The organism is Streptomyces sp. NPDC046915 (assembly GCF_040644935.1).
GTDB lineage: Bacteria > Actinomycetota > Actinomycetes > Streptomycetales > Streptomycetaceae > Streptomyces.
Window position 1 is genome coordinate 12,999 of record NZ_JBEYXB010000044.1, and the last position, 20,275, is coordinate 33,273.

Below are 20,275 nucleotides of genomic sequence, written 5' to 3' on the forward strand. Positions count from 1 at the left end.
TGGTCCGGCACGTGATGCAAGCTGACGACACAACGGACATTCAGCAGACTCACGCACTGCTGGAAATCGTCAAGGCGTTCGCCGTGTGCGAGCACGCGATGGTCGGCGAGGGACTGGACGGGCCGAGACGCCTGGACCGCCTCATGGAGGCCCACGGCATCCTGATGGCGGCATGCGGCCCGGGGCATCTGATCCGGTTCGACGAACTGATGGGCAGGCTCACTGGCGACCGGGCTGGCTCCCTGGAAGGGTTGCTGCCCGACTGGATCGACAGCGAGGCTCTCGCAGGCGTGCGGCTCATGGACAGCGAGGGCGTCGCAACGGAGGACGGGTTCGACTTCCGGCACGAAGCCCAGCGCGTCCTGCGGGCCGCGCAGAAGGTCGGGAAGTTCACCGGGCAGGTAACGAAACCGAAGCTGGATGACGAGTACAGCCAGGAAGCCGTCTTCAGCGCGATCAAGGGCTCCTTCTACGAGAGGCACCGCACCAGTCTGGTTGAGAACCCGACGGTGCCGGCGGGCAGTCTCGCGGAGCTCAAGCTGCCGTCCCGGGCGAACGACTTCTACAAGCCGATCGCCCAGTACTCGCAGTTCAACGGCTGGTGGTGGCCCTGCCCTGCCTGCAAGTGGCCGATGAAGGTGACGGCTGCCCGCACTGGCGCGCGTACAAGAGGCAGGGTGCGGTGTCTGTACCCCTGGCACGAGGAGACGGGCGCGTCGTACGAGTTCGTCGTGACCGCCCGGAAGAGGTCGGCCCCCGAGCTGGGTCCGACGTTCGAGTGCCGGGTTCCGTCCGGCCGGTTCGCACGCCTGTGGACCGGGGCCGTGCCACACGTGCCGCAGGCCAAGCCGGCCGCAGAGTACATGGCGCTGGTACGGCCGGTGTGGCGCTACACCGTCATCCCTGGCCTGCCTGAACTGGCTCTGCACCGAGCCGCGGCGGCGGCTCTGAAGGGAACGGCCTGGACATCACATCTGTGGCCCAACGGAGATCAGTGTGACCTGTGGGTCACCCGCGAAGGCAGCGAACAGCCCTCTTTTCCCGCTGACTTCAAGGACTACACCTGGCCGAATCATCTAGTCAGCAAACTCCATATGGACGGCGGCGATCGGGGCGGCGCCGAGTATCTGGTGGTGCCCGACCACCGCCAGGACCAGGTGGCCCAGCTCGATGCGGTGTGCCGCACATACAGGATGAAGGCGGCCATGACCGCGACGGACTACCTGGAGATGGTCATCACGCAGATCAAGGAGGGCCGGGCGTGAGCGGGGAAATGACGGGGAAGGAAGCTGGCCTGGCGGGAGCACTCGCTCTGGCCGCGCACTACTTTCCCCGCAAGGACGACGAGGGCCGCATCCTGGCCGGCTTCGAAGAGGCCACGTTCTTCGCCCACCGCAAGCCGCACGCATGGTCGGAATGGGCGAGCTTGCCAGTGGCCGAGCGGAACCTGATCCGTCAGGTGATGACCTTGATGGCTCCCGAATGGACGGATGCGAAGAAACTCAGGGCCGCGGTCCTCGCGCTGCTTGGCACCCTGGCCCCCGATCCCGACCTCGCGGACAGGTCGGGAGGTTCGCTGCGGCTGCCGGCCGGAGACCCGCACCTGGCCGAGGCGGTGATCCCCAGGGTGGGAGGGGATTTTCTCGGCTACGCACAACGCGTCACCGGGCCGTTCTTCACCTTCGGCAAGCGCCCAAAGGCGCAGGCGTTCGCAGGCCCGGGAACCCTCAAGACGAGGACGGCCTACCTGGGCCAAGAGCACGGCACGACCAGCAGGGAGATCCATATCCAGGCGACTCCCGGCTTCCTTGACGCACCTGGCCACGAGGTGCTCCCGCAGGTGCACACCCGCCCGCAGCGCGACCAGGTCGCGCCGACAGTGAAGCAACTCCTGGATGTCGCCAAGATCCTCAGCGGGCAGGACAAGAGCGTCGCCTACCTGCACAAAGTTCTCAAGCGCTTCTTCAAGGCAATGAAGACCACCGACGGCGAGCTGACCGAACTCGACCTGACGTCCGGAGACCTGCAGATCCTCAACGCCCCCACAGGGAGCGGCAAAACGGTACTCGTACGGGTCATGGCGTCCTGGGCAGCGCTCAACGACCGGCGGATCGCCCTCGCCGTCACCGATGTCCGCGCCACCCTGGACATGGCCTGGGACATCAACAACGACCTGGCCTATCTGCACAAGAACAAGGACCTAGCGGAGCCCGCTCACTGCACTCCGCTGATGTCCCCGTCGAGCATGCACCGGCGGGCCATGGACTACGCCGCCCTGGGCACCTCCACCCAGATCGACGAATGGGACCTGCGCGCCAGGACCGACATCGGGCTGCTGTCGGCCGGCTGCGCGCAGCGGGCGTTGATGGACCCGCCCACCCTGTATCCGTACGGGGAGGAGAACTGCACGTCGCTGACCTCCGCAGCCACCGGCTCCACCCGGCTCACCTGCTCCTTCGCCCCGGTGTGCGGCAAGTTCCAGCAGTTCTACCGGGCCACCGACGCGGCCGTGATCGTCACCAACCACGCCAACCTCCTGGAAGGCCGCACACGCATCGGTGTCGTCTTGGACGGGCAGGAGTTCCGCAGCAAGGCGCGTGGCACCAGAGGTATGAGCGTGCTGGAGATGACGCTGCGTGCCTGCGATGCGCTGGTGATCGATGAGATCGACGCCTTCCAGACGGCCGCCATCAGCCGCTGTACCTCGGAGCTCACTCTGGCTTCCCGGAAACGGACGACCGCGCTGCGGGAAATCGACTCGGACGCCAAGAACCTCCCCGTCGTCCATGAGGTGGCCCTCGCAGCGCCGGTCAGCCACGCCCGGCTCATGGCCGAGATGCTGCTGCTGTGGCTCTGTTCAGGCGGCGGGCTCAAGCTGAACCCGGGCAACGAGGCGGACAGCCCTGACGGGGCCAGTCGCGACAACACCGGCTGGCGCCTGGCCCGCTCGAGGGACCGTGAAATCCTTCAGCTCCTGTTCCCCGACCAGACCCCCGAGGACGTTCCGCCGGAGCTGTTCGCCTTCCTCGACGAGATCATGCCCGCCCGCTGGTACGCGGCCGAACCGGATGAGGAGGCCGAGCTTCCCGAAGGAGCCGACTGGGAGGCCGTCCAAACAGCCCTGACGATCCTCACCTCGCAGCGCGGCCAGGACCACCTGACCGACACCCGCGACGCGATGCGCACGCTCCTGCGTGAGCTCGTGCCTGATGCGCATCAGCAGGCCGCCGTGGTGAACCTGTTGATCACCCGCACCGTACTACGGGAACTCGACAGCGCGCTGGACGAGCTGCGAATGCAGGCCCAGACCCTGCGCTATCTCGACCTGGGATCGGTCCGCAAGATCCTTGAAACCATGCGCAGCAGCACGGTCGCCACCCTCTACCCCCTGGCCATGCTGGGCCGCTCCATCCACGGCTACCAGGTCAAGGGCATGGACAAAAAGGAGCAGGAAGCGGAACTCCTGTCACGTTCTTTCGGCGGCGATCCGCACACCTTCGTCAGCGAACTCGGGGGCCTCACCGCCCTGCTGGCGGCTGGCGTGCAGCGTCCGGTCATGGGCCTGTCCGCCACCGCCTACCTACCACAGGCCGTACAGGAACACATCCACGCCCCGGTTCGCTGGTGGCTCCCCGACACCCGTCCGGAGTCCATCGTCACCCTCGCCACGCCTGTAAGGGGCAGCAACGGGGATGCCATGAGGATCGGGGGTCTCCCACCAGAGCTGAAGCCCAACGCACTGCGCGATCTCGGTCGGGGCCTGTACGAACAGCAGCTTGCCAAGCGCCTGGCCCGCCTGGAGAAGCAGGAACCGGAACGGGCCCGCGTCATCCTCGCCGTCAACTCCTACGAGCAGGCTGCCTACCTCGCCTCCGGGGTGGCGCAGGCCGACGGGCTGAACCACCGGATCTGCCTGCTGGTGAAGAAGCCAGAGAGACAGAACTACGAGGAGCACCTGCCTGCCCACGTGGACCGGATGGTCCGCGAAGAGCTCAAGGAGTTCCCCGAACGCGGAGAGATTCTGATCGCTCCCCTCGCCGTCATCGGCCGGGGCCTGAACATCGTCGTCGGAACGCGCTCGGCAGTCCGCGACATCTATCTGTGCGTCCGGCCCGTCCTGAGCATCGAGGACACCGACTGGCTGCACGCAAGCGTCAACGCCGCCGGTTTCAACACTCTCCCCGCCGACGGAAGCGACGAGCCCCTGGCCGTCCTGCGCGCAGCGAGCGAAGCCTCCTGGAAGCAACTCACCAAGATCCTTCGCTCCCCGGCCCGGTTCTCCAACATGGACCACGACCTGCGCAAGGAACTCGTCGCAGGCATGCTCGTCCTGCTCATCCAACTCGCCGGCCGTGCCCGGCGGGGTGAGACCGACATGACCCTTCACATCGTGGACCACTCCATCCACGACAAGAAGTTCAGCTCCGACCTGGCCACGATCATCGAGCAGATCTACCGCGACTGGACTCCGGAACAGCGCGACATCATGAATGAGCTCTACGGTCAAGCGCTTCAGGCATTCCTGACCTACGCAGGGCTCGACCGCGAGACGCTTTGAACTGACCACGCCTGTCACCGCCTTGCCGCGGCGGAGACGGACCCGCATCCCTCTCCCAAGCGGAGAGACCGAGAGACGAGGTACCCCCGCTCATGGGGCGAAGCAACACGCAGCGGGATCTCACCGCGCACACCACATCGATCCGGTGCACCCCCGAGCTCCTGGACGGCATGACCGCCCTGGTCTGGGACTTCGGCGACTACCACTCGCCCATCCGCACGGCCTGGCGGGAATTGGGGAGCACGGCCTCACAGAACGGGAAATGGATCAAGGGTGTCCAGGAATCCGACCCCTTCCTGGTCCCCTATTCCATCGCTGTCACCGTGCTCCAGCAGATCACCGATGGCTACGTCTACCTGGACAAGTACCTGGCCTTCATGGTGACGCTCAACCCCGTGGAGCCCGACACCCTCAGGACGGTCTTCACTTACCTGGAAGGCATCGTCCGCCGGGTTCCTCTGGACGAGATCCCCTTCATGGATCCACCCACCTTGGCCCGACTGGTCGCGGACGTCGCTCCTGAGCGCCACAGCCTGGCTAAGAACATCCTCCAGGAGGAAGGCGGCAAGCCCGCCAGTCCGGACAGCTGGGCCTATGAGGCGGTGAAGTGGCACATCGCCAAGAAGCTGGCGGCACAGCCCTTCCTCGACCGGGAAGTCGAGCGGGTCCGTGAGGCGTACGAAGCGGCGAACGGCCAGGTGAAACACAGGACCGTCGACTGGCATCCCTCCGACAACGTCGCGGCCGTGCAGTACCGGCCCATCAGCAACGGTGACCTGATCGCCTGGGAACAGCCCATCGGCCCGGTCTTCGCCACCCTCGCCCACCCGGTCGACCTCGCCGAAGCGTTCAAGGCCCGTCCCGAGAACCCCACCCGCAGTCAAGTCCAGTACGCGCTGTCCCGCCTGTCGGTAAAGATGGCCACCTACACGGCCGAGCCGAACCCCGTCCTGAATCTTGACGCCCACATCCGGCGCATCAACAACACGGTGATCCACGCCAGCACCGTTCTCGTGGACCAGGGAACAGACCGGCCGATCATGTCTGTGTCCCTGGATGGGCGCGGTCTGCGGCAGACGAACAAGCACGCGCTGGAAATCCTGGCGAAGATGGACGCTGACCGGTCATCGCTCAACGCCATCGAGGAACGCGTCGCCGATGAGCGCAGCCGCGTGAACGCCAGGGACGAAAATGGCAAGAGGATCGACATCCTGGCTCCTCCTCCTGGAGCAATCAGGCCGACTATGCCGAAGACGGACTCCTTCGCTGTCGGTACCGGCGCCGGCATCTACCATCTCTCGCTGCTCAGGGAACACATCCAGCGAGTCTTCGGTGACGCCGTCTCGCTGCTCGACCTGAAGTCGAAGGGTAATGTCTTCGGTAAGCGTTCCCACGAGCCCGCCACCGCCGCCCAGGAGAAAGAGAAGAAACAGAAGAAGCAGGATGGCGAATACGTCGATCTCATCGGCAAGCCCTCCCCGGAGGGTATCCGCCGTTCCCTCGAAGCAGCCGGATACAAGAAACTCCGCATCCTGTGCCTGTGGTACCTCGACGCGACCCTCATGCGGATGATCCACGGTCTCGCCCACCCCTACGGCCTGGACCCGGAGGGCATCGATCCGGACCCTGGCGGAAAGAAGTCCTTCCCGCTCGCGGACGGCATCGAAGCCGTATTCTGCAACGCCGAAGCCCTGCTGGAGCACGGCCCCGGCACCCAGCGCGCCACTGACGCCCAGAGGATCACCGGCACGTTCGCAGAACCGGGCGTCCTCCTCGCCGCCTGGTGTGAAACAGAGATCCCAGTGCGCGGCGAGGAACACGAGGGCATGAAGCCCGCCGAAGTGAAGACCGCCCTGGCGGAGAACGACGCCAAGCACCAAGTCGTCCGGGAGCTCGCCAAGGCCGCAGTGCCGTCCCAATTCCTCGTCGGCCGCGAGTACGACCCGTTCACCAAGACCTTCACCATCATCAAGAAGCCCGCGAAAGCCTTCGAAGACCACCGCGTCTACATGGGTCTCCTGGACCTCTACCGTTCGTGCGGGGTCGTGGACGACCGCTTCGAGCGTGCTCTCTACCCCGACGACGACCCCTACCCGCTGCCCCGCATGGCCTTCTGCGGCATCCACATCCGCAAACAGGCCACGGACCGCAAGTACAAGGGCCAGCCCAAAAGGATCATCACCGCCAGCGTGATCACCCCTTCCCCTGAACCCGGGAGCCCGTGGCGCATGATCGGCTGGAGCAACATCCACCCGCGGTGGGAGCACTACGCCCTCGCACAGAGCAACTTCCACGCCGCCAACTACCCTCTTCACACTGAAAACGGCGACGGGGAAATCCAGCGCTGGGCACAGGCCGGCGAAGACGTCCGCACCGCCCTCCAAGAGCTCCACGACGAGCTCGACGGCCTGCCCTACGCTTTGATGATCGACGGCCACGCCAGCCGCCGTGTATGGCCCGGCCTCCACAACAACAAGCAGGGCCTCGGAAAAGATCCCGGCGACCCGCGCCTTTGGCTCCCCGCAAGCGGACTGCCCCCGTCCTGGAATCCGGTCAGCACCATCCGCATGAACTGCGCGCAGGCGGAAATGCCCCGCCTGGTCGCCGTCACCGAGAAGCAGAAGAACGGCAAGACCGTCCCGCTCAAGACCTCCAGCGACCTCTACTACCCGGAAGCCCGGCCCGAAGGCCACCCCTGGTTCCTGTTCACCGAACCCCGCAACTACGGCAAGAAGCGCCATGGGCAGTGGAAGACCCGCTGGCGCGCCGACCCGGGGAACGCATCGAAGAATGCCGACGAGCGTAAGGAGAACGAACTGAGCGCACCGTGGCACAGCATGACCACCAGGGAGATCACCCCCATGCACACGCGGGACGGCTACGACCGAGAGATTCTCGCGGTTGCCGCGGCACGGCTTTGTCACCAGGCGCTCTCCTGGTCAGACCGGACGCGATACCCGGCCCCGCTCCACGCCGCGCTTCAGATGGACCTTGGCCACCCCCAGTACCGACGCTCCGAGCCGAAGGACCTTGAGAGCATCGAAATCCTGAGGGAAGCCAGCGGCACCGACCTGTAGGTACAGGGACGGCTCCGAGCCGTCCGGTGTGGCGGCCTCGAAGATGAGGCCGCCACACCGGACGGCAGCAACGCTGGCCGCACTCATCTCACTGGCCGTTCTCTATCCGTCCGTGTGGTCGGTGGGATTCGAACGAGGGCCTGGTTCGGGTGAGTGGGCCGGTTCGGGTGCATGGAAGAAGGGCCTCTTGGTAGCTCGCGGTTGTCGAATCCAGCGAGAAGCAAGAGGCCCTGTTGTCGAAGTGTCGCGTGGTCCTGGTCGCCGAGTCCAGTTCGTCCACTCCTTGGTGTGACTGCCTCGCCCATCGGTTCGGGAACGCGGCGGACCGGCCGGAGCGCCGGCCTCGGTACGACTCGGACATGAGCGATGCGGAGTGGGCACTGGTGCGGGATCTGCTGCCGGTTCCCGGATGGCTGGCGGGCCGGGGCGGCCGTCCGGAGAGCTACTGCCACCGGCAGATGATCGACCAATGCCACGAAGTTAAGGCTCAGTTGACGGTGTCAAGGCCTCGGGAAGAGGGATCTTGTACGTACTCGGTGCCGTACGGGTGAGTCGGCCGTTGCGCGCCCAGTAGCAAAGCTGCGCGTTGAAGCCGCTCAGCGCTCGCCCGGTGGCGAGAAGGCCGAGATGCCCTGCGATGTCGCGGGCGTGCATGGCCTGGTTGGAGTGCTCCGCCAAGATCCGGCAGACTTGTCCCCAGCGGCCGGAAGTGGCCCGGTCTGGGGCATGCGTGGTGGGGAGAGCCGGTGGGAACATCCTGCCATGATCGACCCGGCCAGCCAGGCGCAGATCGCCTCACCCAAGTGACACACGACCGCGTGAATCGGCACCCGGCGATCTTTGAGGGGAGACGTTGCGATCCTCGGCCGCCCCTAAGGGCGACCGCCACGGCAGGAGCTGTACGCCGAGGTCATCGATCAGGACGAGTTGCGATCCTCGGTCGCCCCAAAGGGCGACCGCCACCCGGCGGCTGGAAACCCTGGTCACCCTGCTGTCCACGTTGCGACCCTCGGTCGCCCCGGAAGGCGACCACCACAAGTCGTCGACGCCTTCGAGGCTGGCACGGCGCAGGTTGCGATCCTCGGTCGCCCCGAAGGGCGACCGCCACGATCGCGTAGCCGTTGATGTATTGACAGGTGACGTTGTTGCGATCCTCGGTCGCCCCAGAGGGCGACCGCCACCCGGTCCTCTACGGTGCCCGGGAGACCGGCTGGACGTTGCGATCCTCGCTCACCCCCAAGGGCGACCGCCACACGAGACTGCGGGTGTAGGCCGTCTGCGTTGTACCGTTGCGATTCTCGGTCACCCCGAATGAAGACCGCCACCTGCCAGTCCGCCCCGTATCCGCCGCCGGAGCTGCGTTGCGATCCGCCCCGAAGGGCGATCGCCACGCTGGATCTGCGTGGCATCCAGCCGCGTCTCCAGCCCGTTGCGATCCTCGGCCGCCCGGGAGGACGACCGCCACCGGTGTTGCCGGTGCCGGGGACGACGCCACCGATCCTCGGTCGCCCCGAAGGGCGACCGCCACCAGTTTGGGACCGACGTACCAGCCGACCCTCACCCAGTTGCGATCCTCGGTCGCTCCGAAGGGCGACCGCCACGACGGTTTCGACGAGCTGAGCTGCGTCCTGTACGACTCGTTGCGATCCTCGGTCGCCCCGAAGGGCGACCACCACCGTCGTGGTCGAGTTGTAGCCGCCGGCCCGGTAGAGGTTGCGATCCTCGGTCGCCCCGAGGGGCGACCGCCACTCCAGTACTGGCTCGCCTCGGCGTGCAACCCGTAGTCGTTGCGATCCTCGGTCGCCCTGAAGAGCGACCGGCACTCGTGGGTGACCTCGTGGACCTTCTGGTCATGGTCGTTGCGATCCTCGGCTACTCGAGAGGGCGGCCGCCACGAGAATGTTCCCATTGCCCTTCCAGACGTCATCCCAATTGCGAACCTCCCCTCGCCGGAGGGCGGCCGCCAGATGCAGCGGAGCGTCCGGTACCAGGTGGTTGGAGATGTTGCGATCCTCGGCAGCCCCAGTGGGCGACCGCCACGGTGGTTTGGGGTGCCGTCCCGCTCGGCCGTGGGGGTTGCGATCCTCGGCCGCCCCGGAGCGCGACCGCCACGAGGACACGCTGTCCGGCTTCGCGAGCGCCGACCCGTTGCGATCCTCGGGCGCTCCGAAGGACGACCGCCAGGACGCCGCTGTCCCGGAACACTGTATCGATCGGTGGGACCTTCAGTCGCTGCCCGTTTCACTAGACGGCGGGTTCGATTCCTCGTTGGGGGTGGTAGGGGCCTGTCCACTCGTATAGGTCACCGGCGATTTCGACGGCGTGTCCGGCCTTGATCGCTGTTTCCAGTTCTCGTTGTGGGATGGATGCCATGTGGGCCTGGAGTGTGCGGTAGGTCTCGGGGGTTGGTATCCCGCTACGGAGTTGTTCGATGGCATTTTGGGCGGCCTGTCGGTCGTTCTGGTTGAGCTGGGAGCGGATGGCGACGATGGCTACGGAGTGCTCGTTGTCGATCATGCGCATCTGGCGGGCGGTTTCCGGGTAGTCCAGCTTTTCTCGCAGTGCTTCGATGGCTTCTCCGGTTGCTCCGTTGGGGTCTGTGGAGGAGCGTCCGGCCTGGAGTCGGTAGCGGTGCTGGTAGTAGGAGCACAGTATGTCCAGATCGTCCGGGTCTGCGAGGCCCTTGCCGAAGCGGCGGGATGCTGCGGCGATGCCGCACCGGTTGTAGATCACTTGTGGCTGGAGACCGTCTGTCGGTTCGAAGATGGTCATGATGCTGTCTTCGGTCGGGCGGTGCCCTTCACGGTTGATGCGCCCGGCGGCTTGCTGTTCGGACTCTGGCAGCGATCTGGCGCGGTATCCGCGCGGGAAGTCGAGGTCGACGCCGGCCTCGATCAGCGATGTCGACACCAGCAGCGTGTCCAGGCCGGCGTCAAGGCGTTGCTTTGCCGCTTGGATGGTTTCTCTGCGATGGCCGCCGGTCATGCGGGTCGACAGGTGCAGGGTGCTGGGGTCCTCGTCGCGGTCGCCCAGCCAGACCTTGTGCACATGGTTGGCGTCTTTCGTTCCGTTGACCACCATCAGAGCCTGGCTGTGCGTTGTGGCCTCTGCGGCGATGCTTTTGAGGGTCACCTCTGGGCCGGTGCGCCAGTCGTACCGGACCCGGCGGAGCAGCTGGAAAAGTGGTGCGGGGTTGGCGACGATGTCGCGCTGTGGCAGGCCGGTCTGCCAGGGGTTCAGTGCGGCGAGTTCCGGTTGTGTGGCAGAGGACAGGACCAGGGTCACGCCGTAGTGCTCGACGAGTTCCCGAAGTCCGGACAGGATCGGTGTCAGCAGGGTGTCGGGGAGGGCCTGGACCTCGTCCAGGACGATGACGGAGTTGGCGAGCCGGTGCAGTCGGCGGGTGGCTGACGGGCTGTTGCCGAACAGGCTTTCGATCAGCCGGACTGTTGTGGTGACGATGAACGGGGCGTCCCAGTTCTCCGCTGCCAGTTTCGCCCACCGGTTAGGGCGAGCACGCCTTTGGTCTTGGTGAACGTCGCCTGAGGTGCCTGAGGATCGTGGTGCGTGCCGGTCGGGCGCCTCGAAGTTCACGGCGGAGTGGTGTTCCAGCACCGTCCGCGACCCGTGCTCTGGATCCAGCAGATTCCGGTAGACAGCCGCATTCTGTTCCGTGATCGAAATGAACGGGACCGCGACGATGACGCGCCGCAGTCCGTGCAGCGCGGCATGTCGGAGTGCGAATCCTCCGCCGGCGAAGGTCTTGCCGGCGCCGGTCGGCAGGTGCAGCCGGTACACCCCCGGCTCGCCGGCCGCGGTTTCGATCGCCTCCTGATAGACGTCCTCGCGGAGCCCGTCCAGCCACGAGGGCTCCTTGCGGCGTCGCCGCTCGGCAAGGGCCTCCTGGCGGCGGGTCTCGTACCGCTTCCACAACTGCGGCATGCCCGCACCCGGCCGAGGAAGCGGGCCCGGTCGGAAGTGCGCGGCGGTGTCCAGCCGGTCGGCGTCGACCACAGCCGAGTAGGTCATGCGGACCAGCATCTCCACGCTGATCCTGTTGCACGGGTCGAGCCAGTCCGGGACAGCCGGGCAGGTTCCGTCCAGGATCTCCGGCATGACTTCGGCGACCCGGCTGATCGCCTCGTTGACCTTTCCGGAGTCCCGCATCAGGCCCTTGAGCCGGACACTGAGTTCCGACCAGGCGGACAGGCCGGTGTGGTGTCCCTCGATGACGCCGGCGAACGGTGTCAGCACCGGATGCTGCCGGGCTACTTGAGCGAACAGGAACGCCCCGGCGTCATGGTGTGCGGGGCGGCGGACCTTCCGGCCGGTTGTGGCTTCTTCGATCAGGCCGTCCTGCCAGGCGCACGCACCCTTGCCGGTGTCGTGGTCGCGTCCCAGCCGGTAGGCGAGTTCTCCGCCTCCCCATGGCTCGGCGAAACGCCGGGCCATCTCGCCGGTGCCTCGGGCGTGGTCTTCGTACCAGTGCCAGATGCCCCGACGGCCCGGTGAGTGGGCTACGAGCCTGCCTGCTGGGACTGTCATACGTCCCGATATCTCATCAACTGCCTTTTTTGCAACCATACTTGACTTACCATCACTTATGCGTTGAGATCCGGCTAGATGACCGTTCACTACCGGCCTGCGTACCGAAGGTCGTGGATCGGGGCAGTGCGACGACGCTAGCCGCCGGCACTGACAACGGGCCGAGCCAGCCAGGACATAAGGCGGGAAGATGCATGATTTCTACACAATCACGACAGCGTGAGGAGAAGGCCGACCGGCCACTTCACGTGCAGGTGGAGGCCTGGGGGCCGCTGGCATGCTTCACCCGCCCGGAACTCAAGGTCGAACGGGTCTCCTACCCGCTCATGACCCCGTCGGCCGCGAGGGGGCTGCTGGAGGCGATCCTGTGGAAGCCGGAGATCACCTACCGGATCGAGCGGATCGAACTGCTCAAGCCGGTGCAGTGGACCAGCTTCCGCCGCAACGAGGTCAACAACTCGATCATCACCAAGAAGACCTTCGAGGACCTGCGCGCCAACAACGGCTACCGGTATGACGTCGCCGAGGACCGCGGGCAGCGCGTCACCGTCGCACTGCGCGACGTCGCCTACCGCATCCACGCCACCATCAACGCCACCGACCGCTGCACCGCGCCGCTGCCGAAGTACCGCGACCAGTTCGACCGCCGCGTCAAGCGCGGTGCCTGCTTCGAGCAACCCCACTTCGGATGCCGTGAGTTCGCGGCCTTCTTCGGCCCCCGCGGATCAGCGCAGGAAGCCGGTGTCGTCACCTCCGCCGACCAGGCCGGCATCCCCCCGATCGACGAGATCGGGCTGATGCTCCACCACATCGAGTACCTGCCGAACGGCAAGGAGCGCTACCACTGGTTCCGTGCCCGTCTTGAGCGCGGTGTTCTCCACGTGCCGGACCGCCCGCTCGACCCCGCGCAGGTCGGCCAGATGCCCGGGGCCGAGGGCCGCGCCTCTGCCGAGGGGACGGCCTGAAGTGCTCCTGCACAACCTCGTCCAGCACGCCGACAGCCGCGAAGACGCCGTCCCCGACTACTACCAGCGGCGTCCGATCATGTGGCAGATCGACCTTTCCAGCACCAGCGATGCCGACCCGCTGATCATCGACCTGCGTCCCGGCAAGGGGGAAGAACCGCGGAAGGTCACCGCCCCCTACACCGGCCGCTCCGGGAAGAACCCGCCGCCGTTCCTGCTCGCCGACAACGCGCTGTACGTCCTCGCCCACCCCGGCCTGGTGAAGGCGCCAGACGACAAGAAGGTCCCGTCGACCGACCCGAAGGACATCACCAAGGCCGAGGACCGTCACACCGCCTACCGCGCCATGGTGACCTCCTGGTGCAACGAGCACCCCGGCCTTCCCCAAGCCCGCACCCTGGCCCAGTGGCTGGACAGACCCTTCACGCCGGACGACTGGCCCGAGGAGATGGATCAAGGGCACCTCGTGGCCATCAGCGTGGACGGCGAGTGGATCCACGACCTCCCCCAGGCCCAGCGCTGGTGGGCAGAAAAGGTCAAGAGCACGAAGAGCGGCAAACCGGGCAAGGATCAGGAAGGCATCTGCCTTGTCTGCGGGCAGACAGGAGCCTTGCTGTCCACCCTTCCGGTCCCCGTCAAGGGCCTTCCCAACTCCGGGATGAACACCCAGCTGATCTGCCTCAACCAGCCCGCCCACTACCGGGCCGGCATCAAGCAGCTCGGTGCCACCCCCGTCTGTATCGACTGCGGAACCAAGGCCGCCACCGCCCTGAACGCACTGCTGGCCGACCCCGAGCACCACACCCGCGCCGGCGACTCCGCCATCGTGTGGTGGACCCGCAACCCCACCACCGAAACCGACATGTGGACCCTGGACAACCCCGAACCCACCGAGGTTGCCCAACTCGTCAACGGACTCCACCACCCCCACAAGGGACGCGACGCGCTCGCCGCCCTCGACGACGCCTTCCACGCCGTCACCTTGCGGGTGAACACCAACAGGGTCATCGTCGCCGACTGGATCACCATCCCCGTCCCCGAACTCAAGCAGCGGCTCGGAACCTGGTTCACCGACCAGCAGACCTGGGACGGCTGGAACAACACCCACCTCTACTGGTCCACCTGGCGCCTGGCCCTGGCCGCCGCCCGCTGGGACAAGCGCAAGAACACTTACATCGACACCACCATCCCCAAGCACCTTCAAGCCGACCTGGCCAAAGCCGCACTCCACGGCACACCGCCGCCGGCCCACGTCCTGCCGGTCCTCATGCAGCGCATCCGCGCCGACCACCACATCGACCGGCCCCGCATCGCGCTGCTGCGCCTCGCCCTGACCCGTACGACCACCCGCCACAAGGAGCTGTGCGTGCCCCAGCTGAACACCACCTCGACCGAACCCGGATACGTGTGCGGGCGGATCATGGCCATGCTCGAAGCGATCCAGCGCAAGGCCATGCCCAAGGTCAACACCACCATCACCGACAAGTACCTGACCACAGCCGTCGTCTCACCCCGAGCCGTTCTCACCCGCCTCCGCATCGGCGCACGCCCCCACCTGCGCACCATCGCCCGCAAAAGCGAACCCGCCGCCAAGGCCATGGAAAACCGACTGCGCGACGCCTTCGACCTGCTCGACACCCTCCCCGCCCACCTCAACGCCGAGCAGCAGGCCCTGTTCATCCTCGGCTACGAACACCAGCGCGCTCACTCCGCCCGAGCCGCAGCCGAAGCCATCAAAGCCCGCGAAGCCGGCAAGGAACTCGCCGCCGACCAGACAGCGGACGCCCTCCCCGAAGCGGCCGAAGACACGGACACAACCGACAGCACCCTCTGGTAAGCGCCTCGCAGCCCCCAGGACCATCACCTCGGAAAGGAATCAAGCAAGTCATGACCGCCGCACACCTGGACCCCACCCGCAAGCACGACTACGTCTTCCTCATCGACGTCAAGGACGGCAACCCCAACGGCGACCCCGACGCCGGCGGCATGCCCCGCACCGACCCCATCACCAGCCAGGGCATCATCACCGACGTCGCCCTCAAGCGAAAGATCCGCAACACCATCACCCTCGCCCACCAGGGGCAGCCCGGCTTCGAGATGTACGTCGAGGAAGGCGTCGCCCTCAACCCGCAGATCCAGCGCGCCTACCACGAAGGCGGCACCACGGAAGGCGACACCGCCACCGCCCAGCAGTGGATGATCCGCAACTTCTACGACGTACGCCTCTTCGGCGCCGTCATGTCCGTCGGCGACCAGAAGAAGCACGCCGGCAAAGCCCGCGGCCCCATGCAGCTCACCTTCTCCCGCTCCATCGACCCCGTCACCCCGCTCGAGGCCGGCATCACCCGCGTCGCCCCGAACAAACCCGAAGACCTCGCCAACGGCAAGGTCACCGAGATGGGCAACAAGCACTACGTGCCCTACGGGCTCTACCGCGGCCACGGCTTCTACTCCGCAGCCCTCGGCACGAAAGCCGGCGTCACCCCGGACGACCTGGCCGCCTACTGGCACGCCATGACCATGATGTTCGACCACGACCGCGCCGCCTCCCGCGGCGAAATGGCCATCCGCGGCCTGTACATCTTCACCCACGACGACGCCTACGGACGAGCACCCGCCCACAAACTCTTCGACCTCATCCGCATCAAACCGCTCGGCCACAGCGAAGCCCGATCCTGGGACGACTACGCCGACCGGATCAGCATCGACGAAGACGGCATGCCTGAGGGAGTCACCCTCACCCGCCTCATCGACTAATGCAGCTCAGGAGCGCCGAACGCGGCTCATGGCTACGTACCGTCTCGTAGCGGTCGCCCTCCGAGACGACCGAGGATCGCAACCACTGATTTGCTGGCCACCCTCCGCCCAGCAGACCTGGCGGTCGCCCTCCGGGCGGCCGAGGATCGCAACGCCGAGCAGGACGTCCACGCCCGCTACAAGCCGGGTGGCGGTCGCCTTCCGGGGCGACCGAGGATCGCAACTACTTCCCCGTCCTTCCCGAAGGCGGGGACGCCGGGTGACGGTGGCCCTCCGGGGCGGGCGAGGATCACAACATCCCGCTCGGCGACAACGGCGAGATCCTGCAGTGGTGGCGGTCGCCCTCCACGGCTAACTGACGGTCGCACTGCGGGGCGGCCGAGGATCGCAACGGCACCCAAGCCGAGGACCTCGGTACGGCGTTGGCCTGGTGGTCACCCGTCAAGGTGACCGAGGATCGCAACTTCAGGATCGTGTCGACCGCATCGGTGACCGAGGCGTGGCGGCCGCCCTCTGGGGCGGCCGAGAATCGCAACGTCCGCGACTATGCGGCGCAGTGGCAACACCAACTGGTAGCGGCTTCTGCGGGGTGGCCGCGGATCGCAACTCCTTGGGCTCGGGCCCTCGGGTCATGGGAGCCTCACGTGGCGGCCGCCCTCTGGGGCGGTCGAGGATCGCAATAACCAGCGGATGGCAACCTTCGGAGGCCTCCTCCGAGTAGCGGTTGCCCTCTGGGGCAATCGAGGATCGCAACGACTACACCACCGAAGACCCGCCGCTATACGTCCCCGACGTGGCGGCCGCCCTGCAGGGCGGCCCAGGATCGCAACACCTGTCGGCGGACGCTGTCGGACCAGGACGGAATCGCCGGATCAGCGCCCGGTGCAACCGCGGCCTCTCGTAGCGTGTCCACTCCGGTGAAGTAAGAGATACCGAGGGTGGTACAGCATGGATCCGATTTCAGTGGCGTTGCTCGCGGCGCTGGCAGGTGGCGCAGGTGGTGAGCTCGGACGGCAGGCCTGGGTGGGACTGACCACGCTGGTGCGCCGCCCGTTCACACGTGGCCAGGATGACTCCGCACAGGCTCCAGCCGTCAGTTCTGGAGAGACCGAGCTGGTCAGACTTCAGGAGGCGCCCGGCGATGTGGCGCGTGCGCAGGCGCTGAGCACCGCTTTGGCAGTGCGGGCCGCGGTGGATGCAGAGTTCTCTTCCGGCCTGCAGCAGTGGCACGAGCAGGCGAAGCTCGTGCGTACCGGCGACGGTGACGTCCACAACACGATCAGCGGCGGCACCCAGCACGGGCCGGTACTACAAGGCCGGGACTTCTCCGGCTTGTCCTTCACCACCCCTCCTCCTCCGGCCATCCCGGAAGGCGAGACGCGGTCCACGCAAGGCTGAGCCGGATGGCCGACGAGAACGAGAACCTGGTCAACACCATCAGCGGCGGAGTGTTCTTCCACCAGGTGATCCAGGGCCGCGACATCACCGTGGTGCTGCCCCCACAGGTCACGCCGGCGCTCTCCGGTCTCCCCGCTCCCTCTCCCACGTTCACCGGACGCGATGCTCAGGTGGAGGAACTGCTGCATGCACTGGCCCCCCGCGAGGAGCAGCATGCGGTGCCGCAGCCGTCGCGGATAGCGGTGGCGGGTCTGGCAGGTGTCGGCAAGACCGAGCTGGTCGTCCAGGTCGCCGCACGCGCCCTGCGCGAACCGGACTGGTTCCCTGGCGGAGTGCTGTTCGTCGACCTGCTCGGTTACGACCCCAAGCGCCGGCTCTCTCCCGAACAGGCTCTGGATGGGTTTCTGCGCGCTCTGGGCATTCCCGGCGACTACATCCCCGACGGCCTGCAGGACCTGCAGCGGCTGTACTGGAGTGTGCTGGCTGCCCTCGCCCACGAGGGGCGGCGGATCCTGGTGGTGGTCGACAACGCCTCCGGTGCCGACCAGGTAGCTCCGCTGCTGCCCTCCGACGGGATGACCGCCGTCCTAGTCACGTCCCGCCACACCCTCGACATCGGCGCCCGTCTGCACGACCTGAACGTCCTGGGAACCATTGCGTCCGTCGCCCTGTTACACCAGGCCCTACTGCAGGCCCGCGGTCTCGGCGACACCCGCGTCCAGGACGCCCCCGATGCAGCCGCAGCGATCGCCGATCTGTGCGCGGGCCTGCCCCTGGCCCTGCGTATCGTCGTCGCTCTGCTCGCAGACACTCCAACCCGCCCCCTGGCCTCGCTTGTCCAAGCTCTCCAAACAGAGCACTCCCGACTGGACCGGCTACGCAGGGAAGACCGCGCGGTGCGGGCCGCCTTCGACCTGTCCTACCAGCAGCTCAGCCAGGTTTCAGCACGCCTGTTCCGCCTGTGCCCCCTCAACGCCGGTCCAGACCTGTCAACAGAGAGCGCCGCTGCTCTCGCCGACCTGGATGACTACACGGCCGAGGAGATCCTCCAAGATCTGAACCGTGCCCATCTGATCGAGGCTTCGGGGTCCACCTATGGACGCTGGCGCATGCACGACCTGGTCCGCCTCTACGCCACCGACCATCTGAAGCAAGACAGCCGCGAGGAGCAAATCATGGCCCGCTCCCGGCTTCTTGAGCGCTACCGGACCATGACATCGGCCGCCGGCTCGCACCTCGCCCCCACTGCCGGTGGTTTGCCCTCCCCGCTCTTCGCCGACCGCGAGAAGGCGCTGGAGTGGTTGGAGAACGAGCGGGTCAACCTGGTCGTCACCGTAGCCACCGCTCACGAGACCGGGGCTGCCGCCACGGCAGTCAGCCTCGCCTTCAGCCTTGCCGCGTTCCTCGAACAACGCCGGTGCTTCGCCGACTGGACCGCCATAACCGCCACTGCACTGGCCATCCTTCAGCAGGATGGTGATCACCAGAGCGCCGCCCAGGCTATGGTCCACCTCAGCATCGCCCAGCGGGAGCTGCGGCATTTCGACGCAGCGGTCCTGCTCCTGCAGATGGCTATTGACGCCTTCGCCGAGGTCGGCGACCGGCACGGCCGCGCCATGGCACTGGATGCCCTCGGCGTCGCTCGGCGAGAGATGCGCGACTATGGCGAAAGCATCGATGCCCATACCAAAGCTGCGGCCGCCTTCGATGAAATCCAGGATCTCCGTGGCCGGGCCCGGGCCCTGAACAACCTCGGCTCGACCTGGCGGGAGATGCACCAGCCCGGTGAAGCCATCCCTCTCCTGCGCGAGGCCCTAAGGATCATGCAGGCCCTCGACGATCACCGTGGCGAGGGCATGGCTCTGATCAACCTAGGTGCCGCCCTCGGGGAATCCAGGGAGTTCGAGGAAGCCATCGCCCTGTATGAGGAAGCCATCCCCCGTCTCCACGAGACACACGACCGGCACGGCGAGGCCCTGGCCCTGCACAACCGCGGCGACGCCCTGCAGCACGTGCGAAGATTCTCCGAGGCCATCGCCGACCACCGCAAGGCAACCGACATCTTCGAGAAGGCCCAAGATCACCACCACCTGGCCAAGGCGCTAGCCAGCCTGGCCAGCGCCTACTCAGGGGATGAGCAACACGCGGCCGCAGCCAAAATCTCCGCTCAGGCAGTGGAGATCCAGCGGCAGTTTGTACAAGCTGACCCCGCGGTCAATGCACCGGAACTCGCCCGCACTCTGTGCCTGGCCGCCTGGGTCCGGCGCAACGGACAACATGACCTCGACACAGCGCTGACCCTGGCAGAAGAGGGCGTTGCGATCTACGCCGATCTGGGCGCCGAAACCTCACCCGTCCTCAGCTCCCACTTCCGCATGGCACTGGAACTCCAGGCAGACATTCTCGACCTGCTCGACCGCCACCAGCAGGCCCTCGGCATCCGCTGCAAAAGCCAGCACCCTGGTAGGGGGGCGTGACCAGCAGCAGTCCCCAAGTAAACGTGTCTCACACTGCCAGCACCTCTAGATAAAGGGCCTGCGGGCGCACGATGAACAGGCCGTGGAACTGCTCGCCGTCCCGCAAGCACCCCAGAAACGCACCGTCCAGGCGTCCGTGGACATCGGTGCGGCGCCGGCCGAGGGGGAGGAGGAAAACCGGCTGCTGTTGCGTTTCGCGGCACCACGTGACCCGGTGATGGTCGCGAACTGGGTGTCGTTCAATGTCATCGACACCGAACGCCAGGACTGGGTCCGCGGCTGGGCCGCCCTCCACTGGTACACCATCCGCGAGGCACACGCCCGCGTCCCCTACGACCACAAGGAAGGCGCCTATCCGCTGGGGCAGTGGGTCGCGGAACAGCGCCGCGCCTATGCGGCTAGTGCCTGTGTGACGTTGTGATCAGCCAGTTGCCTTCAGCAGGTCGTTGATCCAGATCATTGAGGCACGGAGGTGGAGGCCGGCGAGGTAGCTCTCGG

At 66.5% G+C, this 20,275-nt stretch carries 9 protein-coding genes, 1 pseudogene and 1 CRISPR repeat array; of the genes and pseudogenes, 9 read left to right on the forward strand and 1 reads right to left on the reverse strand.

The annotated features are described in order from the left end of the window. The first annotated feature begins 14 nt into the window (after positions 1 to 14). From ABZ915_RS47580 to ABZ915_RS47590, 3 genes are all read left to right on the forward strand, one after another. Positions 15 to 1,265, forward strand: a complete 1,251-nt coding sequence (locus tag ABZ915_RS47580; RefSeq protein WP_361817408.1) for a hypothetical protein — start codon at positions 15 to 17, stop codon at positions 1,263 to 1,265. Further along, positions 1,262 to 4,558, forward strand: coding sequence for a hypothetical protein (locus ABZ915_RS47585; protein WP_361817384.1), 3,297 nt, complete (start codon positions 1,262 to 1,264; stop codon positions 4,556 to 4,558). Before ABZ915_RS47580 ends, ABZ915_RS47585 begins: the two co-directional genes overlap by 4 nt. A 170-nt stretch (positions 4,559 to 4,728) precedes the next feature. Next, positions 4,729 to 7,635, forward strand: a complete 2,907-nt coding sequence (locus ABZ915_RS47590) for an RNaseH domain-containing protein (protein WP_361817387.1) — start codon at positions 4,729 to 4,731, stop codon at positions 7,633 to 7,635. A 1,428-nt stretch (positions 7,636 to 9,063) separates the two neighbouring features. After that, a CRISPR array of direct repeats spans positions 9,064 to 9,602; the repeat unit is 20 nt; unit sequence GTTGCGATCCTCGGTCGCCC. A 277-nt stretch (positions 9,603 to 9,879) separates the two neighbouring features. Here ABZ915_RS47590 and ABZ915_RS47595 read toward each other — a convergent pair. Next, positions 9,880 to 12,219, reverse strand: coding sequence for a CRISPR-associated endonuclease Cas3'' (locus tag ABZ915_RS47595; RefSeq protein ID WP_361817390.1), 2,340 nt, complete (start codon positions 12,217 to 12,219; stop codon positions 9,880 to 9,882). Positions 12,220 to 12,374: 155 nt separating this feature from the next. Here ABZ915_RS47595 and cas5c point away from each other — a divergent pair, with 155 nt between their 5' ends. From cas5c to ABZ915_RS47625, 6 genes and pseudogenes are all read left to right on the forward strand, one after another. After that, positions 12,375 to 13,145: a type I-C CRISPR-associated protein Cas5c gene (gene cas5c, locus ABZ915_RS47600; protein ID WP_361817392.1), complete on the forward strand. Its 771-nt coding sequence runs from the start codon at positions 12,375 to 12,377 to the stop codon at positions 13,143 to 13,145. Position 13,146: 1 nt separating this feature from the next. Next, positions 13,147 to 14,982 carry a type I-C CRISPR-associated protein Cas8c/Csd1 gene (gene cas8c / locus ABZ915_RS47605; RefSeq protein ID WP_361817395.1) on the forward strand — a complete coding sequence of 612 codons (1,836 nt, stop codon included), beginning with the start codon at positions 13,147 to 13,149 and terminating at the stop codon, positions 14,980 to 14,982. 50 nt (positions 14,983 to 15,032) lie between these two features. Then, positions 15,033 to 15,902 carry a type I-C CRISPR-associated protein Cas7/Csd2 gene (gene cas7c / locus ABZ915_RS47610; protein WP_361817398.1) on the forward strand — a complete coding sequence of 290 codons (870 nt, stop codon included), beginning with the start codon at positions 15,033 to 15,035 and terminating at the stop codon, positions 15,900 to 15,902. 948 nt (positions 15,903 to 16,850) lie between these two features. Continuing rightward, positions 16,851 to 17,300 carry a hypothetical protein gene (locus tag ABZ915_RS47615; RefSeq protein ID WP_361817401.1) on the forward strand — a complete coding sequence of 150 codons (450 nt, stop codon included), beginning with the start codon at positions 16,851 to 16,853 and terminating at the stop codon, positions 17,298 to 17,300. A gap of 5 nt (positions 17,301 to 17,305) precedes the next feature. Further along, a complete protein-coding gene (locus tag ABZ915_RS47620) occupies positions 17,306 to 19,777 on the forward strand; it encodes a tetratricopeptide repeat protein (protein WP_361817403.1) in 2,472 nt (823 codons plus the stop codon). Positions 19,778 to 19,826: 49 nt separating this feature from the next. Beyond that, positions 19,827 to 20,177: pseudogene (locus ABZ915_RS47625) on the forward strand (helicase associated domain-containing protein); the annotation flags it as partial. Between the last annotated feature and the right edge of the window lie 98 nt (positions 20,178 to 20,275).

What these genes read in the sequence shown, in the direction of transcription:
- ABZ915_RS47580 (WP_361817408.1), top strand. Translation starts at nt 15, where the DNA reads ATGCAAGCTGACGACACAACGGACATTCAGCAGACTCACGCACTGCTG.
- ABZ915_RS47590 (WP_361817387.1), top strand. Translation starts at nt 4,729, where the DNA reads ATGACCGCCCTGGTCTGGGACTTCGGCGACTACCACTCGCCCATCCGC.
- ABZ915_RS47595 (WP_361817390.1), bottom strand. Translation starts at nt 12,219, where the DNA reads ATGGTTGCAAAAAAGGCAGTTGATGAGATATCGGGACGTATGACAGTC.
- cas5c (WP_361817392.1), top strand. Translation starts at nt 12,375, where the DNA reads ATGATTTCTACACAATCACGACAGCGTGAGGAGAAGGCCGACCGGCCA.
- cas7c (WP_361817398.1), top strand. Translation starts at nt 15,033, where the DNA reads ATGACCGCCGCACACCTGGACCCCACCCGCAAGCACGACTACGTCTTC.
- ABZ915_RS47615 (WP_361817401.1), top strand. Translation starts at nt 16,851, where the DNA reads ATGGATCCGATTTCAGTGGCGTTGCTCGCGGCGCTGGCAGGTGGCGCA.
- ABZ915_RS47620 (WP_361817403.1), top strand. Translation starts at nt 17,306, where the DNA reads ATGGCCGACGAGAACGAGAACCTGGTCAACACCATCAGCGGCGGAGTG.